General features: G+C 74.9%; 12 protein-coding genes. 5 read left to right on the forward strand and 7 right to left on the reverse strand.

Annotated elements, in window-relative coordinates; genetic code table 11:
• Window positions 1-10 precede the first annotated feature (10 nt).
• Window positions 11-967 (forward strand): FHA domain-containing protein, encoded by a 957-nt coding sequence (locus AC3EVP_RS32910; RefSeq protein ID WP_435136355.1) that lies wholly within the window; start codon window positions 11-13, stop codon window positions 965-967.
• Between the two features lie 31 nt (window positions 968-998).
• Here the strand turns inward: AC3EVP_RS32910 and AC3EVP_RS32915 are convergent, their stop codons facing one another.
• Complete coding sequence (locus AC3EVP_RS32915) at window positions 999-1,886, reverse strand: methyltransferase domain-containing protein (RefSeq protein ID WP_435136358.1); 888 nt, start codon at window positions 1,884-1,886, stop codon at window positions 999-1,001.
• Between the two features lie 122 nt (window positions 1,887-2,008).
• Between AC3EVP_RS32915 and AC3EVP_RS32920 the strand changes: the two genes are divergently transcribed.
• The 4 genes from AC3EVP_RS32920 (at window position 2,009) to AC3EVP_RS32935 (ending at window position 9,976) form a co-directional block, all read left to right on the forward strand.
• Window positions 2,009-2,413: a globin gene (locus AC3EVP_RS32920; protein ID WP_435136361.1), complete on the forward strand. Its 405-nt coding sequence runs from the start codon at window positions 2,009-2,011 to the stop codon at window positions 2,411-2,413.
• A gap of 171 nt (window positions 2,414-2,584) precedes the next feature.
• Window positions 2,585-5,995: an FtsX-like permease family protein gene (locus AC3EVP_RS32925; protein ID WP_435136364.1), complete on the forward strand. Its 3,411-nt coding sequence runs from the start codon at window positions 2,585-2,587 to the stop codon at window positions 5,993-5,995.
• Window positions 5,996-6,143: 148 nt separating this feature from the next.
• Window positions 6,144-8,918, forward strand: a complete 2,775-nt coding sequence (locus AC3EVP_RS32930) for an FtsX-like permease family protein (RefSeq protein ID WP_435136367.1) — start codon at window positions 6,144-6,146, stop codon at window positions 8,916-8,918.
• On the forward strand, window positions 8,915-9,976 hold the full coding sequence (locus AC3EVP_RS32935; RefSeq protein ID WP_435136370.1) for an ABC transporter ATP-binding protein: 1,062 nt from the start codon (window positions 8,915-8,917) through the stop codon (window positions 9,974-9,976). The genes AC3EVP_RS32930 and AC3EVP_RS32935 overlap by 4 nt, the downstream gene beginning before the upstream one ends.
• Window positions 9,977-9,995: 19 nt before the next feature.
• Here AC3EVP_RS32935 and AC3EVP_RS32940 read toward each other — a convergent pair whose 3' ends face one another.
• From AC3EVP_RS32940 to AC3EVP_RS32965, 6 genes are all read right to left on the reverse strand, one after another.
• Window positions 9,996-10,712, reverse strand: coding sequence for a DUF8185 domain-containing protein (locus tag AC3EVP_RS32940; protein WP_335977974.1), 717 nt, complete (start codon window positions 10,710-10,712; stop codon window positions 9,996-9,998).
• The gene (locus AC3EVP_RS32945) at window positions 10,709-11,131 is read right to left on the reverse strand and encodes an acyl-CoA thioesterase (RefSeq protein WP_335977972.1); all 423 of its coding nucleotides are present in this window, start codon (window positions 11,129-11,131) and stop codon (window positions 10,709-10,711) included. Before AC3EVP_RS32945 ends, AC3EVP_RS32940 begins: the two co-directional genes overlap by 4 nt.
• Window positions 11,131-12,795 (reverse strand): energy-dependent translational throttle protein EttA, encoded by a 1,665-nt coding sequence (ettA, locus tag AC3EVP_RS32950; RefSeq protein WP_335977971.1) that lies wholly within the window; start codon window positions 12,793-12,795, stop codon window positions 11,131-11,133. The genes AC3EVP_RS32945 and ettA overlap by 1 nt, the downstream gene beginning before the upstream one ends.
• 352 nt (window positions 12,796-13,147) lie before the next feature.
• Window positions 13,148-14,584, reverse strand: a complete 1,437-nt coding sequence (locus AC3EVP_RS32955) for an LAETG motif-containing sortase-dependent surface protein (RefSeq protein WP_435136375.1) — start codon at window positions 14,582-14,584, stop codon at window positions 13,148-13,150.
• A 271-nt stretch (window positions 14,585-14,855) separates the two neighbouring features.
• On the reverse strand, window positions 14,856-15,290 hold the full coding sequence (locus AC3EVP_RS32960) for a single-stranded DNA-binding protein (RefSeq protein WP_435136378.1): 435 nt from the start codon (window positions 15,288-15,290) through the stop codon (window positions 14,856-14,858).
• Window positions 15,291-15,415: 125 nt separating this feature from the next.
• Window positions 15,416-17,431, reverse strand: coding sequence for a dynamin family protein (locus tag AC3EVP_RS32965; protein ID WP_435136381.1), 2,016 nt, complete (start codon window positions 17,429-17,431; stop codon window positions 15,416-15,418).
• Window positions 17,432-17,433 lie beyond the last annotated feature (2 nt).

The following is a 17,433-nucleotide window of genomic DNA, read 5'->3' on the forward strand; positions in this document are numbered from 1 at the left end:
AGCCGACACCATGCCGATCTGTGCCAACGGCCATCAGAACAGCGCCACCGACTGGTGCGAGGTCTGCGGCGTGCTGTTGACGGCACCGGCCGCGGGATCGCGGCCGGCGTCCTCCGCGACGTCGTCCTCGTCCTCGCCGTATTCGACGCCGCCGTCCTCGCCCTCGCCCCCCGGTTTCGGCGGCGAGGGCGAGGGCGGCGAACACTGCCCGAGCTGCGGGACACCGCGGGAGGGGGCGGCGCTGTTCTGCGAGGGCTGCCGCTACAACTTCCTCACCCACACGCCGACCGTGGTGCCGTCGCAGCCGGTTCCGCAGCCGGTCCCGCCGCCCGACTACCCGCCGTACCAGCGGGAGGACTCGCAGGCCTCGCGGCCCTCGCAGGTCAACCGCCCGGCGGAGTCGGTGCCGGACGGCTCGGTCACGGTCGGCTCCGGCTCGGGGGACTTCGAGCTGGAGCCGCCGTCCAGGCCCGCCCGGCGCTCGGACACCGGCGGCACCGGGAGCGGCCCGACCGGCTCCACCAGCAGCGGCCGGTCGTCCTCCGCGGCCGCGGGCACCAGCGCCGGCTGGGTGGCGGTGATCGCGGCGGACCGGGCGTACTTCACCGCGATGATGGCCCGCAGCGGCCCGGACGCCGGGCAGCTGTACTTCCCGGCGTTCTCCCCCGAGGTGGAGCTGCCGCTCACCGGGCACCAGGTCACGATCGGCCGCCGCCGGCACAGCACCGGCGAGGCGCCCGACATCGACCTGTCCCGCTCCCCGGAGGACCCGGGGGTCTCGCACCACCACGCGGTGCTGGTCCAGCAGCCCGACGGCTCCTGGTCGGTGGTCGACCAGGACTCGACGAACGGGACCACCGTCAACCTCGCCGAGGAGTCCATCCGGCCCTACCTGCCGGTGCCGCTCGCCGAAGGGGACCGGGTGCACGTCGGCGCGTGGACGACGATCACGCTGCGCAGGGCCTGAGCGCCGCCCGCGCGAGCCGGCCGGCCGCCGGTCAACCGCCGGTGAGCGGCCAGGTCAGCGGGCCGTCGGGGCGGTCCCGCCAGATCCACTGGTGCGTCCCGTCCACGGTCAGGCCGTAGCGGGTCCGGTCCGCGCCCCCGCCGAACACCCTTGCGGCCAGGCCGTGTTCGGGTGCCCCGGCCGGCGCGCCGGCCGCGCCCCGCAGCGGCACGAAGTACGCGGGAGTGTCCAGGAACCGCCCCTGCGCGCGCCCGGGACCGTACACCGTCAGCGCCACCAGCCCCGCGGCCAGCGGCAGCAGCACCAGCCCGCCCGGCACGCACTGCTCCAGCCACGCCGGCGGCACCGACGGCAGCTCGCAGGTCGCCATGACCCGCTGGTACGGGGCGCCCGGCGGGTGGCCGAACGCGCCGTCGCCGGTGACCACCTCGACCGAGCGGGCCGTCTCGGTGCCGTACGCGTCCAGGTGGGCGCGGGCCGCGGCCGTGATCTCCGGCTCCAGGTCGATCGTGGTGACCGTGCCGGGGCCGAGCCGGTGGGCCATCAGCGCCGCGTTGTAGCCGGTGCCCGCGCCGATCTCCAGCACCCGTTCCCCGCCGTGCACCTCCAGCGCCTGGCACATCAGCGCCATCAGCGACGGCTGGCTGCTGGAGGAGACCAGTTCGCCGCCGACGACACGGGTGGCGATCGGCCGGTCCTCGTAGGCCCCGGCGAGCAGCCGCCCGGTGCGCTCCTCGCCCTCCTCCAGCACGAACAGCTCCCGCGGGACCTCGGCGAAGGCCGCCCGCCAGGCGGGGTCGGTCAGGCCGCCCCCGGCCACGATCCGGTCGACCATCCGGGCCCGCAGCTCGCCCGGGGCGGCGGCGTGCCGCTGCCCGTGGCGCCAGTAGCGCCCGTCCTCCGGCCAGGTCCCGGCCATACCTCCATGGTGCGCCGGAAGGCCCGCCGACACGAACCGCCCCGCCTGCCGGCCTTCCGCCCGCCCTTTCCCCGCCTCCCTTCCCCTTCGGAAGCGGGCGCCGCGTCTGCGACGATGGAAGGGTGAATGAGATCCGGCGCGGCGAGTTGCAGCAGCAGACGTTCTACGAACTCGTCGGCGGCGAGGAGACCTTCCGCCGCCTCGTACACCGCTTCTACCTGGGCGTCGCCGACGACCCCGAGCTGCGGGCGATGTACCCCGAGGAGGACCTCGGCCCGGCCGAGGAGCGCCTCACCCTGTTCCTGATGCAGTACTGGGGCGGCCCGCGCACCTACAGCGACGAGCGCGGCCACCCGCGGCTGCGGATGCGGCACATGCCCTTCGCCGTCGACCGCGCCGCCCACGACGCCTGGCTGCGCCACATGCGCGCCGCCGTCGACGAGCTCCAGCTCCCCGCCGACCAGGAACGCCAGCTCTGGGACTACCTCGTCTACGCCGCCGCCTCCATGGTCAACACCCCCGGCTGACCCCGGCCGCCGGCCCCCCTCTGCCCCCGTGTGACCCCCGGCCGTCCCCTCGGCGGCGCCCGATCCGTCCGCTGGCCGGACCATCACGATCGGATTGCGACATACGCCGCACCGCTTCTGCGCCGCAGCTCTCTTTGAGAGCATCTCGTCAGCATCTGACGGGGGGAACACGTGACCGGATTCGTGCTGCTCCGTGTCCGGGCCCACCGGCTGCTGCTCGCGGCCGCGCTCCTGACGGTGCTGCTCACCACGTGCGTGCTCGCGACCTTCACCGCCTTCACGGGGGCGATCGGTGACGCGGCCCTGCGCCGCACCCTCCAGCACCAGGCCGCCGGGCAGGCCACCGTCGAGGTCACCAGCGACCTGAACGGCACGACCACGGGCGCCGTCGACACCGCGGTACGGCGGCACCTGCGCACCTCGTTCGCCGGGCTGCCCACCACCGTGCGCGGCAGCACCCGCTCCGGCCCGTACGGCCTGCCGAAGACGCCCCGGACCACCGGAAAGCCCGCGGACGGCGACCCCGACCTGACCCTGCTCGCCACCTTCGACCGGGCCCAGGTCCGCCTGGTGAAGGGCAGTTGGCCGACCGCGGCCGCACGCGGCGCGACGCGGGTGCAGGTCGCGGTCCCCGAAGTGGCCGCGCAGGCGCTGGGCACCGCCCCCGGCGACGTCCTGACCCTCACCGACCGGTTGGGCGGCGCCCCGCTGACGATCCAGGTCAGCGGCGTCTTCCAGCCACGCGACCCGGCCTCCCCATACTGGCACCTCGACCCGCTGGGCGGGCGCGGCGCGCACACCGTCGCCTTCACCACCTACGGGCCGATGCTCGCCGACCCGGGCAGCTTCGGCTCCGGCCGGGTCACCGCCGCCGCGATGTCCTGGCAGGCCACCGGGGACTTCCGGCAGGCCGGCAGCCATGACATGGACCGGCTGGAGAACGGCGTCCGGCAGACCCTCTACGCGCTCCACGACGACCAGGCCACCTCCACCACCACCGCCACCAGCGACCTGCCCGCGCTGCTCGACGCGCTGCGCCGCAGCATGCTGGTGACCCGCTCGACGCTGCTGATCGGCGCGCTGCAACTGGTGATCCTCGCCGGGTTCGCGCTGCTGCTGGTGGCCGGGCTGCTCGCCGAGGAACGGGCCGGGGAGACCGCGCTGCTGCGGGCCCGCGGCGGCTCACGGGCCCGGGTCGCCCGGCTGGCCGGCGCGGAGGCGCTGCTGCTCGCGGTGCCCGCGGCAGTCCTCGCCCCGCTGCTGGCCGGGCCGATCACCCGGCTGCTGGCCGGCACCGGCGCCATGGCCCGTACCGGGGTCAGCCTCGGCTCGGGCAGCACCGGCCTGGCCTGGCTGGTCGCCGGGGCCGCCGCGCTCGCCTGCGCCGGCGCGGTGATCGTGCCCGCGCTGCGCACCGGCGGCGCCGACTCCGCCGAGCGGGCCGCGCGCTCCCGGCGCCGCTCCCTGCCGGGCGCGATGCAGGCCGGCGCCGACGTCGGGCTGCTGGTCGTCGCCGCCATCGCCTACTGGCAGCTGGACCGGCGCGCGTCGGGCAGCGGCGCGTTGAGCACGAACGCAGGGGGCGGCCTGGGGGTGGACCCGATCCTCGTCGCCGCGCCCGCGCTGTGCCTGCTGGCCGGCACCGTGCTGGTGCTGCGGCTGCTGCCGCTGGTCGCGCGGCTCGGCGAGCGGCGGGCCGAGCGCGGCCGGGCGCTGCCGCTGGCGCTGGCCGGGTGGCAGCTCGCGCGGCGGCCGCGGCGCGGCGCGGGCGCGGCACTGCTGCTGGTGCTGGCGATCGCGATGGGCGTCTTCTCCATCGGGCAGAGCGCGAGCTGGGACCGCTCGCAGCGCGACCAGGCCCAGTTCGCGGTCGGCGCCGACCTGCGGGTGACCGGCATGACCACCCCGCCGTTCGGACAGCCCGGGATCTTCGCCCGGCAGGCGGGCGTCGCGGCGGCGGCACCGGCCACCCGCACCGGCCTCTACCTCGACCAGAACCGTACGGCGAGCGTGCTGGCCATCGACTCCGAGCAGGGCGGGAAGGCGATGCGGTTCCGCTCCGACCTCACCGGGGGGCGGTCGGCCGCCGCGGTGCTGGCGCCGCTGCGCCAGGGGGTTCGGGCCGGGGGCGGGTTCGCGCTGCCCGCCGGCACCCGGCAGGCCGCCTTCGAGGCGGTGCTGCGGCCCGCGGCGGGCTCCCCCGGCGGCGCCGCGGTCGTCCACCACGTCGGCGTCACCGTCCTGGACGCCGACGGCGTCCCGTACTCCGTCCCGCTCGGCGACGTACCCGCCGACGGCAAGCAGCACCGGCTGCTCCTGGACCTCGCCGCGCAGGCCGGCACCACGGACGGCGCACCCGCCGGACCGCTGCACGTCACCGCCGTCAGCGTCGGCTTCGACATGCCCGCCCAGGGCGGCACCTACGCCCTGACGCTGTCGGCCCCGCAGGTCACCGGCGGTTCGGGCGCGGTTCGTACGCTGACGGTGCCCGCGCAGCAGTGGTCGGCCGCGCCCTCCTACGACGACCCGGCGCTCGCCGAACTGCCCGGCGCGCACGCCCCGTCGTCCGACGTGCCGCGGGTCGGCGGGGCCGCGACGCTGTCCCTGGGCTACGGCACCGGGTCGGTGCGGGTCGCCTCGAACGCGTACGACTCGGCACCGACCGGCACCGTGCTGGTCCGCGCGCCCAGCGCCGACCCGGCCGCCGTGGCGGGTGTCGCCACCGACGACTTCCTCGCCGCGCAGCACGCGAAGGTCGGCGGCCGCGTCACCGTGCAACTGGGCGGCATCCAGGTGCCGGTGCGGGTCGTGGGGGCGGTCCGCGCGATCCCCGGGCTGGGCGACGGCACGGGGTCCGGGGCGGATAGTTCCTCGGCCGCATCCTCCGGGTCCTCCTCCACCGGGTCGGGCGCGGACGACGGCGGCGCGGACGCGGGCCGCGACCAGGACGTCGGCGGCATGGTCGTCGACCTGCGCGCGGTCAACCAGTACCTCCAGTCCCACGACGGCCAGGCCATGGAGCCCACCGAGTGGTGGGTCGCCGCCCGGCCGGGCGCGGTCGCGCGGACCGCCGCCGCGCTGCGCGCCCGTACCGACGTCGACACCGTCCTGGTCGCCGACGAGACCGCCGCCGACCTGCGCGCGGACCCGCTGGGCGCGGGCCCGCAGTCGGCGCTGCCGGCCGCCGTGGTGGCCGCGGCGGTGCTGGCCGCGGTCGGTTTCGCGGTCTCCGCGGCCGGCGCCGTGCGGGAGCGCACCGCGGAGTTCGCGATCCTGCGGGCGCTGGGCGCGCCCCGGCGCCAACTGGCCCGGGTGATCGCGGCCGAACAGGGGCTGCTGGTGCTGGTGTCGGTGGTCGTCGGCGTGGCGCTCGGCGCGCTGCTGACCCGGCTGGTGGCCCCGCTGATCGTGCTGACCCCGCAGGCCACGACGCCGACGCCGGCCCTGCTGGTACGGCTGCCGGCCGGGCGCGTACTGGAACTGCTCGCGGAGGTCCTGGTGGTGCCGGTGCTGGTGGTGCTGGCGACGGCGGTACGGCGCGGCGATCCGGCGACGGCGCTGCGGCGGCAGGGGGAGGACTGAGATGGCGGCGGCACGGGAACAGGGATCTGCCGTACCGGAGCCGGACGGTGGGGTCGTAGCCGGGGACGGTGCGCGCGCGGGTGCCGGTGGCGCGGGCGGTTCCGCTGGTACGGCCGGCGACGCTGGTACGGCCGGGGACGGCGGGGGCGTGCGGCTCGCCTGGGTACGGGTGCGGCTGCGCTCGGCCCGCGGCGCGGCGCTCGCGACGTTCGCGCTGGTCCTGGCCACCGCCTTCCTCGCCGCCGCGCTGCCGCGGGCCGTGGACCGCTACGAGGACCGGGCGCTGCGGCAGACGGTGCTGGCCGGGCAGTTCCCGGACCGCGGGGTCGCGCTGACCGAGGACTACGACGCGCGGCAGGGGCTCGGCGGCACCTCGCCGCTCGACCCGTCCGGCATCGGCAGCGTGCAGTCCTCGGTCCGCTCGCTGCTGGCCGGCGCCGCGCCGCTCGCGCCGGGCGCCGCGGTGTACGGGGCGCGGACCGCCAAGGAGTCCGGGGTCCCCGACCAGGGCCTGCCGCTCACCTCCTCGCACCTGCCGACCGCCGACCTCGTGGCGCAGGCCGATGTCGGCGCGCACGCGCGGCTGCTGTCCGGCCGGCTGCCGCACGCCCCGCGCAGTTCGGCCCAGGACGCGTCCGCGCCGGTCGTCGAGGCGGCCGTGACGGAGCGGACCGCCCAGGTGCTCCATCTGAAGGTCGGCCGCACCCTCCACCCGCAGGGGCTGAGCCCGACCCCGCTGACCGTGCGCATCACCGGCATCGTCGCCCCGCGCGACCCCGCCGCCGCGTACTGGAACGAGGACGGCGACATGCTCGGCCCGGTGGTGAACGAGCAGCCGGCCGGCGTCGGCGAAGCGCCCCACACCTACTGGCACTTCACGCTGCTCACCGACCCCGCCGCCGCCGTCCTGCTGCCGCGGCTCGGCGCGGGCGTCACCCTCTACTGGTACGAGCCGATGGCCGTCGGCCGGCTGACCGCGCACGGCGTCCCGGCACTGCGCGGCACGCTGGACTCGCTGTCCGGCGGCCCGCTGGCCGCCCGGCTCCAGGACACGGTCGGCGCACCGGTGGACATCGGCGACGGACTGGCCACCGTGCTCGGCGAGTTCGTCCGGGAGCGCGACGCCACCGCGCCGCTGGTGCTGGTGGCCGCGGTCGGCGTCGGCACCACGGCGCTGGCTGTGCTGCTGATGGCCGGCGGGCTCGCGGCGGAACGGCGGCGCGCCGAGATCGTGCTGCTGCGGGCGCGCGGGGGTTCGCTGCGCGCCGTGACGGGGCGGCTCGCCGCGGAGACCGCCGCGGCGGCCGTGCCGGGCGGGGTGGTCGGCGCGCTGCTCGCGGTGGTGCTGCTGCCGACCGGCCGCTGGCTGCTGCCGGTGCTGCTGGCCGCGCTGGCCACCGCGGTCGTCGTGGTGGCGCTGCCGGTGCGGGCCGGGTTCGCGGTGCGGCGGCCGCGGCCGGGCGGGCGGGAGGACGTGGCGACGGCCCGCCCGTCACGGCGCCGGCTCGTGGTCGAACTGACGGTGGTGGTGCTGACGGTGGGCGCGGTGGCGGCGCTGCGGCAGCGGGGCGGCGGTTCGGGCACGGACCCGTTCCTGGCCGCGGCTCCCGTGCTGGTGGCGATCGCTGCCGCGCTGGTCCTGCTGCGGCTGTACCCGGTGCCGCTGCGGCTGCTGGCGCGTCCGGCGGCGCGGCTGAGCGGCGCGGTCACCCACCTCGGCCTGGCCCGTGCGGGCCGCTCCTCGACGGGGGGCCAACTGCCCCTGCTGGCGGTGCTGGTGGCGCTGACCGTGACGTCGTTCGGCGGCTCGGTGCTGGCGGGGATCAGCCAGGGCCGGGACCGGGCGGCCGCGGCGACGGTCGGCGCCGACGCGCGGCTGGACGCGGCCACCTCCACGCTGTCCCCGCGGCTGCCGGGCGCCGTACGCAAGGTGCCCGGGGTCGGTCTGACCACCACGGCGCGGGTGGAGCAGAACTCGGCCGACGCGACCTTCAGCGAGTCGTACGCGGTGGTGCTGGTCGACCCGGCCTCGTACGACAAGCTGACCCGCGCGGTGGGGCTGCCGTCCTTCCGGTCCGGCGCCCTGTCCGGGCACCGGGGCACGGGGGCGGACGAGGTGCTGCCCGCGGTGCTCTCGCCGGGCCTGGCCGAGCAGGTCGGCCAGGAGACGGTGTCGCTCAGCACCGGCCTGGGCAGCACCGACATCCGCGCCGCGGGCGTACTGCCGACCACACCGGCCGCGCCCGGCGGCGAGTTCGTGCTCGTGTCGGCGGCCTCGGTCGCCGCGCTGCACCCGGTCGCCGGGGCGGACACGCTGGAGGAGCCCACGACGCTGCTGGCGATGGCGGCGCCCGGTCGGCACATCGACGCGGCGGCGCTGCGCAAGGTGGCGGCCATGGATACCTCGTCGGTGTCGGTCCTGCTGCGCAGCCAGGAGCGGGCCGCGCTCGCCGACACCCCGTTGCAGCGCGGCGCCCGGAACCTGTACCTGGCGGCGGTCGCGGCCGGCGCGGGCTACAGCGCGCTGGCGCTGCTGCTGTCACTGCTCCAGGCGGCGCCGGGGCGGGCCACCGTGGTGGCCCGGCTGCGCACGATGGGCATGACGCGGCGGCAGGCGCGGCGGCTGGTGCTGCTGGAGACGCTGCCGCAGGTGCTGCTGGCGGCGGTCGGCGGGGTGCTGGTGGGGCTGGCGGTGGTGCCGCTGCTCGGGCCGGGCATCGACCTGCGGGCGCTGACGTTCGGGACCGGGCCGCGCGACTTCACCCCGGTCGACTTCGGGCTGGGGCTGCGGGCGAACCCCTGGGCCCTTGCCCTGCCGTCGGCGGGGCTGCTGATACTGGCGTGTGCGGTGCTGCTGGCGCAGACATGGCTGTCGGGACGGCGGCGGGAGAGCACGGAACTGAGAGCGGGGGACCGGGTATGAGCGGGGATGTGCGGGGCGCGGGGGCGGGGGGCACGGGTCCGGCGGGTGTAGGTGCGGCCGGTGCGGGTACGGCTGGTGCGGGTGCGGCCGGTGCGGACGGGCGGCCGGCGGTACGCAGCCTCGCCGACCTGGAACAGCAGGCCGCCGCCCGCCGGGACGGCCCCGCCTACGGGCATGACGCGCTGATCAGCTGCGACCGCCTGGTACGGATCTTCACCGCGGACGGCGTCGAGGTGCAGGCGCTCCAGGGCCTGGACCTGCTGGTCGGCAAGGGCGAGCTGATGGCACTGGTCGGCGCGTCCGGGAGCGGCAAGTCCACCCTGCTGAACATCCTCGCCGGCCTGGACGTCCCCACCGCGGGCGCCGCCTCCGTCGGCGGCTACGACCTGCTCGCCATGGACGCCGCCGCCCGCCTCGAATACCGGCGGCGCGTGGTCGGCTTCGTCTGGCAGCAGACCGCCCGCAACCTGCTGCCCTACCTGACCGCGGCCCAGAACGTGGTGCTGCCCATGCAGCTCGCCGGCCGCGGCGGTCCCCGCGCCAAGCGCCACCGGGCCGCCCGGGCCGCCGAACTGCTCGACATGGTCGGCGTCGGCCACTGCCGCGACCGGCAGCCCGGCCAGATGTCCGGCGGCGAGCAGCAGCGCGCCGCGATCGCCGTCGCGCTGGCCAACGACCCTGCCGTGATCCTCGCCGACGAGCCGACCGGCGAGCTGGACTCCGCCACCGGCGAGCAGGTCTTCGCGTCCTTCCGCACCGCCAACGAGGAACTGGGCACCACCGTGGTCGTGGTCACCCACGACCACGCGGTCTCCAGCTCCGTCCGGCGCACGGTCGCCATCCGCGACGGCCGCACCGCCTCCGAGGTGGTCCGCCGCACCGAAGTCGACGAGCACGGCCAGGAGTCGGTCGTCGCCCGGGAGTACGCCACCGTCGACCGCGCCGGGCGGCTCCAGCTGCCCCGCGACTACACCGACGCCCTGGACATCCGCTCCCGGGTGCTGCTGGAGCTGGAACAGGACCACATCGGGGTCTGGCCGGACCGCCCGGAGCAGTAGGGCCGCGCCGGCGGCCCGGTCAGGAAGGCGAGACCGTCAGCCCGGACGCCCCGGACGCCGAGCGCGTCGCCACCGAGCCGTAGCCGGTGCGCAAGCGCAGCCACGGGCCGGCCGCGAGCACCGCGACCGCCTCACCCGCGGCCTCGCCGGAACGCCGCGCGGGCAGGAACCCGAGCGCGTGGGCGGCGTGCACCACGCGCAGGGTCACCCCGGCCCCGCCGCCGGGCAGCGGCCGGCTCCACAGCTCCTCGGCGAGCGCGTCCAGCTCCGCCCGGGAACGCCGCTCCGGCACCAGCGCCTCCGTCCGCGCCCGGAACTCCGCGACCGCCCTCGCCGCGACCTCCCGTACGACGGCCGCCTCCAGCTCCGCGACGCGCCGCCAGCCCTCCCGCGGCGGCAGCAGCCCGGCCCAGGCCGGACCCGTGACGGACGGCGGCACCGTGAACCGCCCGCCCCCGACCGCCTCGCCGACCGCCTCCAGCAACTGCCCGGCCGACACCGTCGCGTCCACCGCCGCCGCTATCCCGTCGCCGCCGAGCGCCAGGCTCTTGACCGCCAGCACCCCGCCGAACGGCGGCTGCCCGAACACGCCGAGCGCCGCCTCCCCGGCCGCGGAACGCAACCGCACCACCGCGGCCTTGTCCCACCTCACCAACCGCCCCAGAAACGCGGCGAGGTCGGCCTCCACCACGGCCGCCCCGCCCGGTCCCTCGGCGAAGCCGAGCCGCACGCTCACCCGACCACGGCCCCCTCGTCGCGGTAGCGCTCCAGGAACGCCCGCTCCTCCTCGGTGATCCGCCGCGGCCGCTGCTCGGCCAGCAGGTACGGCACCACGACCGTCGCCGCCCGCGCGTACACCGCCTCGTCGTCCTTCACCTCGTACCTGACCGTCATCGACGCGGCGTTGATGCTGTCCACCCACGTCTCGATCGCCACCGGCTCGTACCGGTGCACCAGGGGCCGCAGGTAGTCGATCTCGTGCCGGGCCACCACCGACCCGCCCGAGAACGTGCCCCCGCCTTCCCTGTCCGCCAGCCGGAACATCAGGTCGATCCGCGCTTCCTCCAGATACCGCAGGAACAGCACGTTGTTGACGTGCCCGTACGCGTCCATGTCGCCCCAGCGCAGCGGACAGCGGAAGACGTGCCGGGCCATCAGCCGCGCGTCAGCTTCTTGTACGTGGCCCGGTGCGGGCGCGCCGCGTCCGGCCCCAGCCGCTCGACCTTGTTCTTCTCGTACGACTCGAAGTTGCCCTCGAACCAGAACCACTTCGAGTCGCCCTCGTACGCCAGGATGTGCGTCGCCACCCGGTCCAGGAACCACCGGTCGTGGGAGACGACCACGGCCGCACCCGGGAACTCCAGCAGCGCGTTCTCCAGCGACGACAGCGTCTCCACGTCGAGGTCGTTGGTCGGCTCGTCGAGCAGCAGCAGGTTCCCGCCCTGCTTGAGGGTCAGCGCCAGGTTGAGCCGGTTGCGCTCCCCACCGGACAGCACCCCGGACGGCTTCTGCTGGTCCGGGCCCTTGAAGCCGAACGCCGACACGTACGCCCGCGACGGCATCTCCACCTGTCCGACGTTGATGTAGTCCAGGCCGTCCGAGACGACCTCCCACAGCGTCTTCTTCGGGTCGATGTTCGCCCGGCCCTGGTCCACGTACGAGATCTTCACCGTCTCGCCGACCTTGATGGTGCCGGAGTCCGCCTGCTCCAGGCCCTGCAGCATCTTGAACAGCGTGGTCTTGCCGGCGCCGTTCGGCCCGATGACGCCGACGATGCCGTTGCGCGGCAACGTGAACGACAGGTCGTCGATCAGCACCTTCTCGCCGAACGCCTTGTGCAGGTGGTCCACCTCGACCACGACCGACCCGAGCCGCGGACCCGGCGGGATCTGGATCTCCTCGAAGTCCAGCTTCCGCATCTTGTCGGCCTCGGCGGCCATCTCCTCGTACCTGGCCAGTCGGGCCTTCGACTTGGCCTGCCGCCCCTTGGCGTTGGAGCGGACCCACTCCAACTCCTCCTTCAGGCGCTTCTGCCGCTTGGCGTCCTTCTGCCCCTCGACCTTCAGCCGGGATGCCTTGTTCTCCAGGTACGTCGAGTAGTTGCCCTCGTACGGCAGCGCCCGGCCGCGGTCCAGCTCAAGAATCCACTGCGCGACGTTGTCCAGGAAGTACCGGTCGTGGGTCACGGCCACCACGGTGCCCGGGTACTTCGCCAGGTGCTGCTCCAGCCACTGCACCGACTCCGCGTCGAGGTGGTTGGTCGGCTCGTCCAGCAGCAGCAGGTCCGGCGCCTCCAGCAGCAGCTTGCACAGCGCCACCCGGCGCTTCTCGCCACCGGACAGGTTCGTCACCGGCCAGTCCCCGGGGGGGCAGCCGAGCGCGTCCATCGCCTGCTCCAGCTGAGCGTCCAGGTCCCACGCGTTCGAGTGGTCCAGCTGCTCCTGGAGCTTGCCCATCTCCTCCAGCAGCGCGTCGGAGTAGTCCGTCGCCATCTGCTCGGCGATCTCGTTGAACCGGTCGAGCTGCGCCTTCGTCTCCGCGACGCCGTCCTGTACGTTCTCCAGGACCGTCTTCGACTCGTCGAGCGGCGGCTCCTGGAGCAGCATCCCCACGCTGTAGCCCGGCGACAGGAACGCGTCCCCGTTCGACGGCTGCTCCAGCCCCGCCATGATCTTCAGCACGGTGGACTTACCGGCGCCGTTCGGGCCGACCACACCGATCTTCGCGCCCGGCAGGAAGCTCAGCGTCACATCATCGAGGATGACCTTGTCGCCGTGCGCCTTACGCGTCTTGCGCATCGTGTAGATGTACTCAGCCAAGAGAAACCGTCCGGCAATCGAGAAGGGCCAATGTGCGGCTCCGCCGCGTGAGGGCAGATACGCCCCATCTTGCCAGCCGTCCACCCCAGGGGGCGAACGGGTAGGTCAGCCCCGCCCCGTACCCGAACCGTTCCCGGCCCGCCCTGCCCGTCCCCGCGGCCCGGTCCGGCCCCGGCGGAGCCGGTCCAACCGGTTCGGCCGCACCGGAGCCGGCCGAGCCTGGGACTTCCGTGCCTGCGCCGACCGGGCCTGACCGTCCCGGGTCCGGCCGGACCGGGCGGTCAGGCGGGACCGGGCGGTCAGGCGGGCTGGACGGACAGGCGCGCCCGCCCGTCCAGCCGGCTCACACCGATCAGGCGGCGGAGTTCTTGCGCGCGTTGCGGCGGAAGAAGAAGACCGCTCCCCCACCGACCACCACGAGGGCGACCGCTATGCCCGCGATCATCGGGGTGGCGCTGCTGCTACCGGTCTCGGCAAGGTTGCCGGTGTCGGAGGCGGACGCCGGGCTGGGCTGGTTGGTCGCCGGAATGGTCGGCGGCGCGGTGGCCGCCTTGCAGTCCAGCACGCCCTTGAACGTCTTCACCGACTTGTCGGGCAGCGCGATGTCGATCTTGTAGCCCTGGTCCTCGGCGACGGGGACCGTGATCGTCTGCGACTCGCCGGGGGCGATGGTGTAGGTCTTCCCCTCCAGCGTGAAGGTGAAGGACTCGTCGCCCTTGTTGCTGGCACTGACGTCCACACCGGACTTGGAGCAGTTCACCTGCGCCGACAGCGCCGGTATCGGGCCCTGGTCCGCCCACGTGGCCGTCGCGGTGGCCTGGATCTCCGACTGGCTGGTGCCGGCCAGGATCATGGTCTGGCTCGGGCCGTTGTTCTTGGAGTTGGTACCCGCGAAGGCGCGACCGACCGGCACGCTGGTCGTCGCGGACACCGTCACCGAGGTGCTGCCCTCCTTGGTGCCCGCGGGCACGTCGAAGTACAGCTGGCTGCCGTCCGAGACCGACGTGACCGGCTTGCCGTCACCGTCGACGAGCTTCACGCCGTCGGGCGCGTCAGCGGCCAGGACCGCCTGGGCACCGGTCGCGCTGGTGTGCGCGGTGATCGGGCCGATCCGCCCGCCGGACTTGCCGGACACCGACGGCGGAGTCAGCTCCAGCGACGGCGACGGCTCGGCGACGGCCTGCGCGGACTGGTCGAGGTAGTCCGCCAGCTTCTCCGCGGCCGGGTCGTTCGCGGCGGCCTTCGGGTCGTCGGAGAGCCGCCAGATCGCGACCTGGGTGCCGGCCGCAGCCGACTCCTTGGTCAGCGGACCCGATCCCGCGGTGGTCGCCAGCGCGCCGAGGTCGTTGACCGTCGGGAAGGAGTGCTGGAGTATCCAGGTGATCTTCCCGGCCACGTCCTTGTCCCGGCCCTCCTGGGTCAGGGACGTCGCGCTCCAGGGGACCTCGTGGTAGACGGCGTTGCCGCTGGTGTCGGCGCCCCTGTAGAGGTCGATGCAGTAGGTGTAGACGCTGGTGCCGTCGTCGAGCTTCAGCTGGAACAGGCCGGCCAGCTCGGGAGCGGACTTGCCGCTCTTGTCGGTCACGGTCGCGCCGCCGTACATACCCGGTGCGAGCTCGCCGAGCTTGCCGGTCGCGCCGCCGGACGTCGTGGTGGCTGTGCTGTCACCGGAGTTGCCGCCGTCGGCGGCGGCCGTGGTCGCGCCGGCGAACACGCCGGCCGCGAGCAGGCCGGCCGTGACACCGGCCGCCGCGAAGCGGGCAGCACCCCGTCTGTAGGTGTTGAACATGAATTTTCCCCTCCGGGCGAGGTACCTGGTCGTGATGAAGGGGTTGACCCCGCCTGTGCCGAGCCCCCGTACATACGAACGCCGAAATCCTAGGAACCGCGCATGTGATCCCCACAGTCGAGAGCCGCCCGAGCGGCATTCGAATCTCAATCGTTATGCGCGAAGGGCGTGTCTCTGTCATTGTCGATAAATCATTGACACAATTCACGCCACGAATACCCGCGGGTATTCACCCGCCGCTCGCACGCCGCACGGCCCACGTCAACCCCGCTCACGGCACGGCAGCCGTCAACTCCGGTGCGGACGGCCGGACTTCCGCCCCCGCACCTGTGGTCGCCCCGCCGCGGCCGCCGGAACGGCTGAATCGTGCCACACCGCGGGCGAGGTCGTGCCCGATCGCCACCGCCTCCAACTCCGCCGCGAGATAGCGGCGGCCGTCCTTCTCGTCCTCCCTGATCCGCAACCGGCCCTGCACGACCAGCGGTTCACCGAGGCAGACGGACTCCTTCACATTGCTTCCGAGGTTCCGCCACGCACGCACGGTGTAGAAGCTCGTCGCGCCGTCGGTCCAGGCGCCGCGCTCGGCGTCCCAGCGCCGCGTGGTGGTCGCGAGCCGAAAACGGGTCACGACCAGACCGGTGGCCGTCACCTGGCTCTCGGGCTCGGTCGCGACATTTCCCACAACCGTCACCAGCGTCTCGTTCATCGCGCATTCCTTTCGTCCGCCGCGCTCCCGTGTGGAACGCGGCAAGACCATCTTGCGCGAAATCGGACGACTGAGGAAAAAAGATCCGGAAAATGTGGATAGACCGCCTGTTGTGGATAACTTCGTCACCCGGACGAGTGAGACGAGCGCTCCACAGCCCGCCCGAGCGGCAGCGGCGCACCGGTCGAGCCCTCCGCGGACCTGCCGGCCGGGACGAGCCGGGCGGGCGCCGGAGCGGAGCCGGCCACGACCGCGTACTGCTCGCGCACCTCGCGGTAACGCATCAGCTCGGCCGCGACCGGTTCGAGGACCCGGGCCCGACCGCGGTCGGCCGCCGCATCCCGCAGCCGCCGCTCGGCGGCCTGGCCGTACCTCCTGGCCGGTCCGCGCGCGGCGATCCGGCAGGTGCCGGAGACCAGCGGACCGCCGAGCCCGCCCACCGCGACCGTGACGAGCGGCGGCCACCACGACATGTCCAGCGAGCCGGAGCCGACCGCGGACAGGCAGACCACCCCGGCCAGCGCGAGCGCCATCAGCAGCCACTGCACGGCCGCGGCCACGGACCACCAGCCGGGCCGCTCCGGCGTGCGCGGCCGGGCCCGGACCGCCGCGGCGTCGAGCGCCGCCGGCAGCCCTTCCCCGCCCCGCCGTGCCGCGTCGCGCACCGCCCTGGCCCACGGCGCGGGCAGTCCGCGCGCGGCGTCGGCCGCAAGTCCGCGCACCGCCTCGTCGATCACCGGCCGCGACGCCGTCGGCCGCGCCGGCGCTTCCTCCTTGTCCGCGCCCGCACGCGCGGGCGCGCGGACAACGGACGGGCGGGCAATGGGCTGCCGCGGCACCGTTTTCCCTCGACCGAGTGAACCGGTCATTTTCCGGGCGAAACGGGAACAGCTCGCGGCTCCGGCCCGTTCCCCCAACAGTCGACTCCACGGAGTGCCGCAGGCGTCCCATGCGGCGCTCGCCCACTCCTTTTCCGCCGACTGACCGGCGCCGGCCGCTCCCACCGCGTCCGCGAGCCGGTCGACGAACTCCTCACGCGCCGGATCGGTGAGCCCGGCGCCGCCCTCGCCGACGTAGAGCGGCTGGAGCCCGCTCGCCATGCGGTCCATGTCCGCCGCCAACCGCCGCCCCGCAGCGGCGCGTTCGGAGACGATCTGGGCCAGCACGGCGCGCAGGTCCGGCACGCCCTGCCCGGTGAGCGCGGAGGCGGCGAGCACGACGGCCCCCGCTTCGCCGTGCTCGCCGACCGCCAGCCCGTCCTCGTCGAGCAGCCGCCGCAGGTCGTCGAGGACGAGGTCGGCCGTGTCCCCCGGGAGGCGGTCGACCTGGTTCAGCACCAGCACGGTGACATCGGCGTGCCCCGCCAGAGGCCGCAGATACCGCTCGTGCAGTGCCGCGTCGGCGTACTTCTCCGGGTCCAGCACCCACACGACGACGTCCACCAGCCGCAGCAGGCGGTCCACCTGCTCGCGGTGCCCGGGGGCGGCGGAGTCGTGGTCGGGGAGGTCGATCAGCACCAGCCCGTCGAGGCTCAGCTCCTTGGCAGCACCGAGGTCGCCACCGATCTCGGCGCTGTCGCCAACTGCACAGTGGGAAGCGTCGTCCGCGGCCGCGGCCTGGCCGGGCAGACAGGGCGCCTGGCCACCGGGATACTTCTCGTCCCGCCCGTCGGCCGGTGCTTCCGCGTCCGCCTCGGCTGCCGCGCCTGCCTCCCCGGACGCCGGGGCCGAGGTGTCCCGCAGCCCGTAGCGGGCGTAGCGGTCCTGCGGGGCCACACCCAGCCGGTCGAGCAGTCCCGCCGCCCGCTCCGGCTGCCACGCGCAGGAGACCGGTCGTGAGGTGGTGGGCCTGCGCACACCTGTGGCGGACAGTTCGAGCCCGGTCAGCGCGTTGAAGAGCGTGGACTTGCCACTACCGGTAGCCCCTGCCACGGCGACCACGGTGTGGTCGAGCGACAGCCGCCGCCGCTCGCCGACCCGGGCGAGCAGCTCGCTGCTGTCGGCCAGCTCGTCCGGGCTGATCCGGGTCCTGGACAGGCCGAGCAGTTCGCCGAGGGCTTCGACCCGCACGGTCAGCGGGTCGGCCACCGTCGGCTCGACTGATGCGTTCGGGTCGTCCAGGGCCGAGGGGCTGGTGGCCACCG

It is taken from the genome of Actinacidiphila sp. bgisy144 (genome assembly GCF_057708105.1).

Excerpts from the sequence above, each read along its gene's own strand:
- AC3EVP_RS32935 (WP_435136370.1), top strand. The coding sequence starts at position 8,915 with ATGAGCGGGGATGTGCGGGGCGCGGGGGCGGGGGGCACGGGTCCGGCG.
- AC3EVP_RS32910 (WP_435136355.1), top strand. The coding sequence starts at position 11 with ATGCCGATCTGTGCCAACGGCCATCAGAACAGCGCCACCGACTGGTGC.
- AC3EVP_RS32945 (WP_335977972.1), bottom strand. The coding sequence starts at position 11,131 with ATGGCCCGGCACGTCTTCCGCTGTCCGCTGCGCTGGGGCGACATGGAC.
- AC3EVP_RS32955 (WP_435136375.1), bottom strand. The coding sequence starts at position 14,584 with ATGTTCAACACCTACAGACGGGGTGCTGCCCGCTTCGCGGCGGCCGGT.
- AC3EVP_RS32960 (WP_435136378.1), bottom strand. The coding sequence starts at position 15,290 with ATGAACGAGACGCTGGTGACGGTTGTGGGAAATGTCGCGACCGAGCCC.
- AC3EVP_RS32915 (WP_435136358.1), bottom strand. The coding sequence starts at position 1,886 with ATGGCCGGGACCTGGCCGGAGGACGGGCGCTACTGGCGCCACGGGCAG.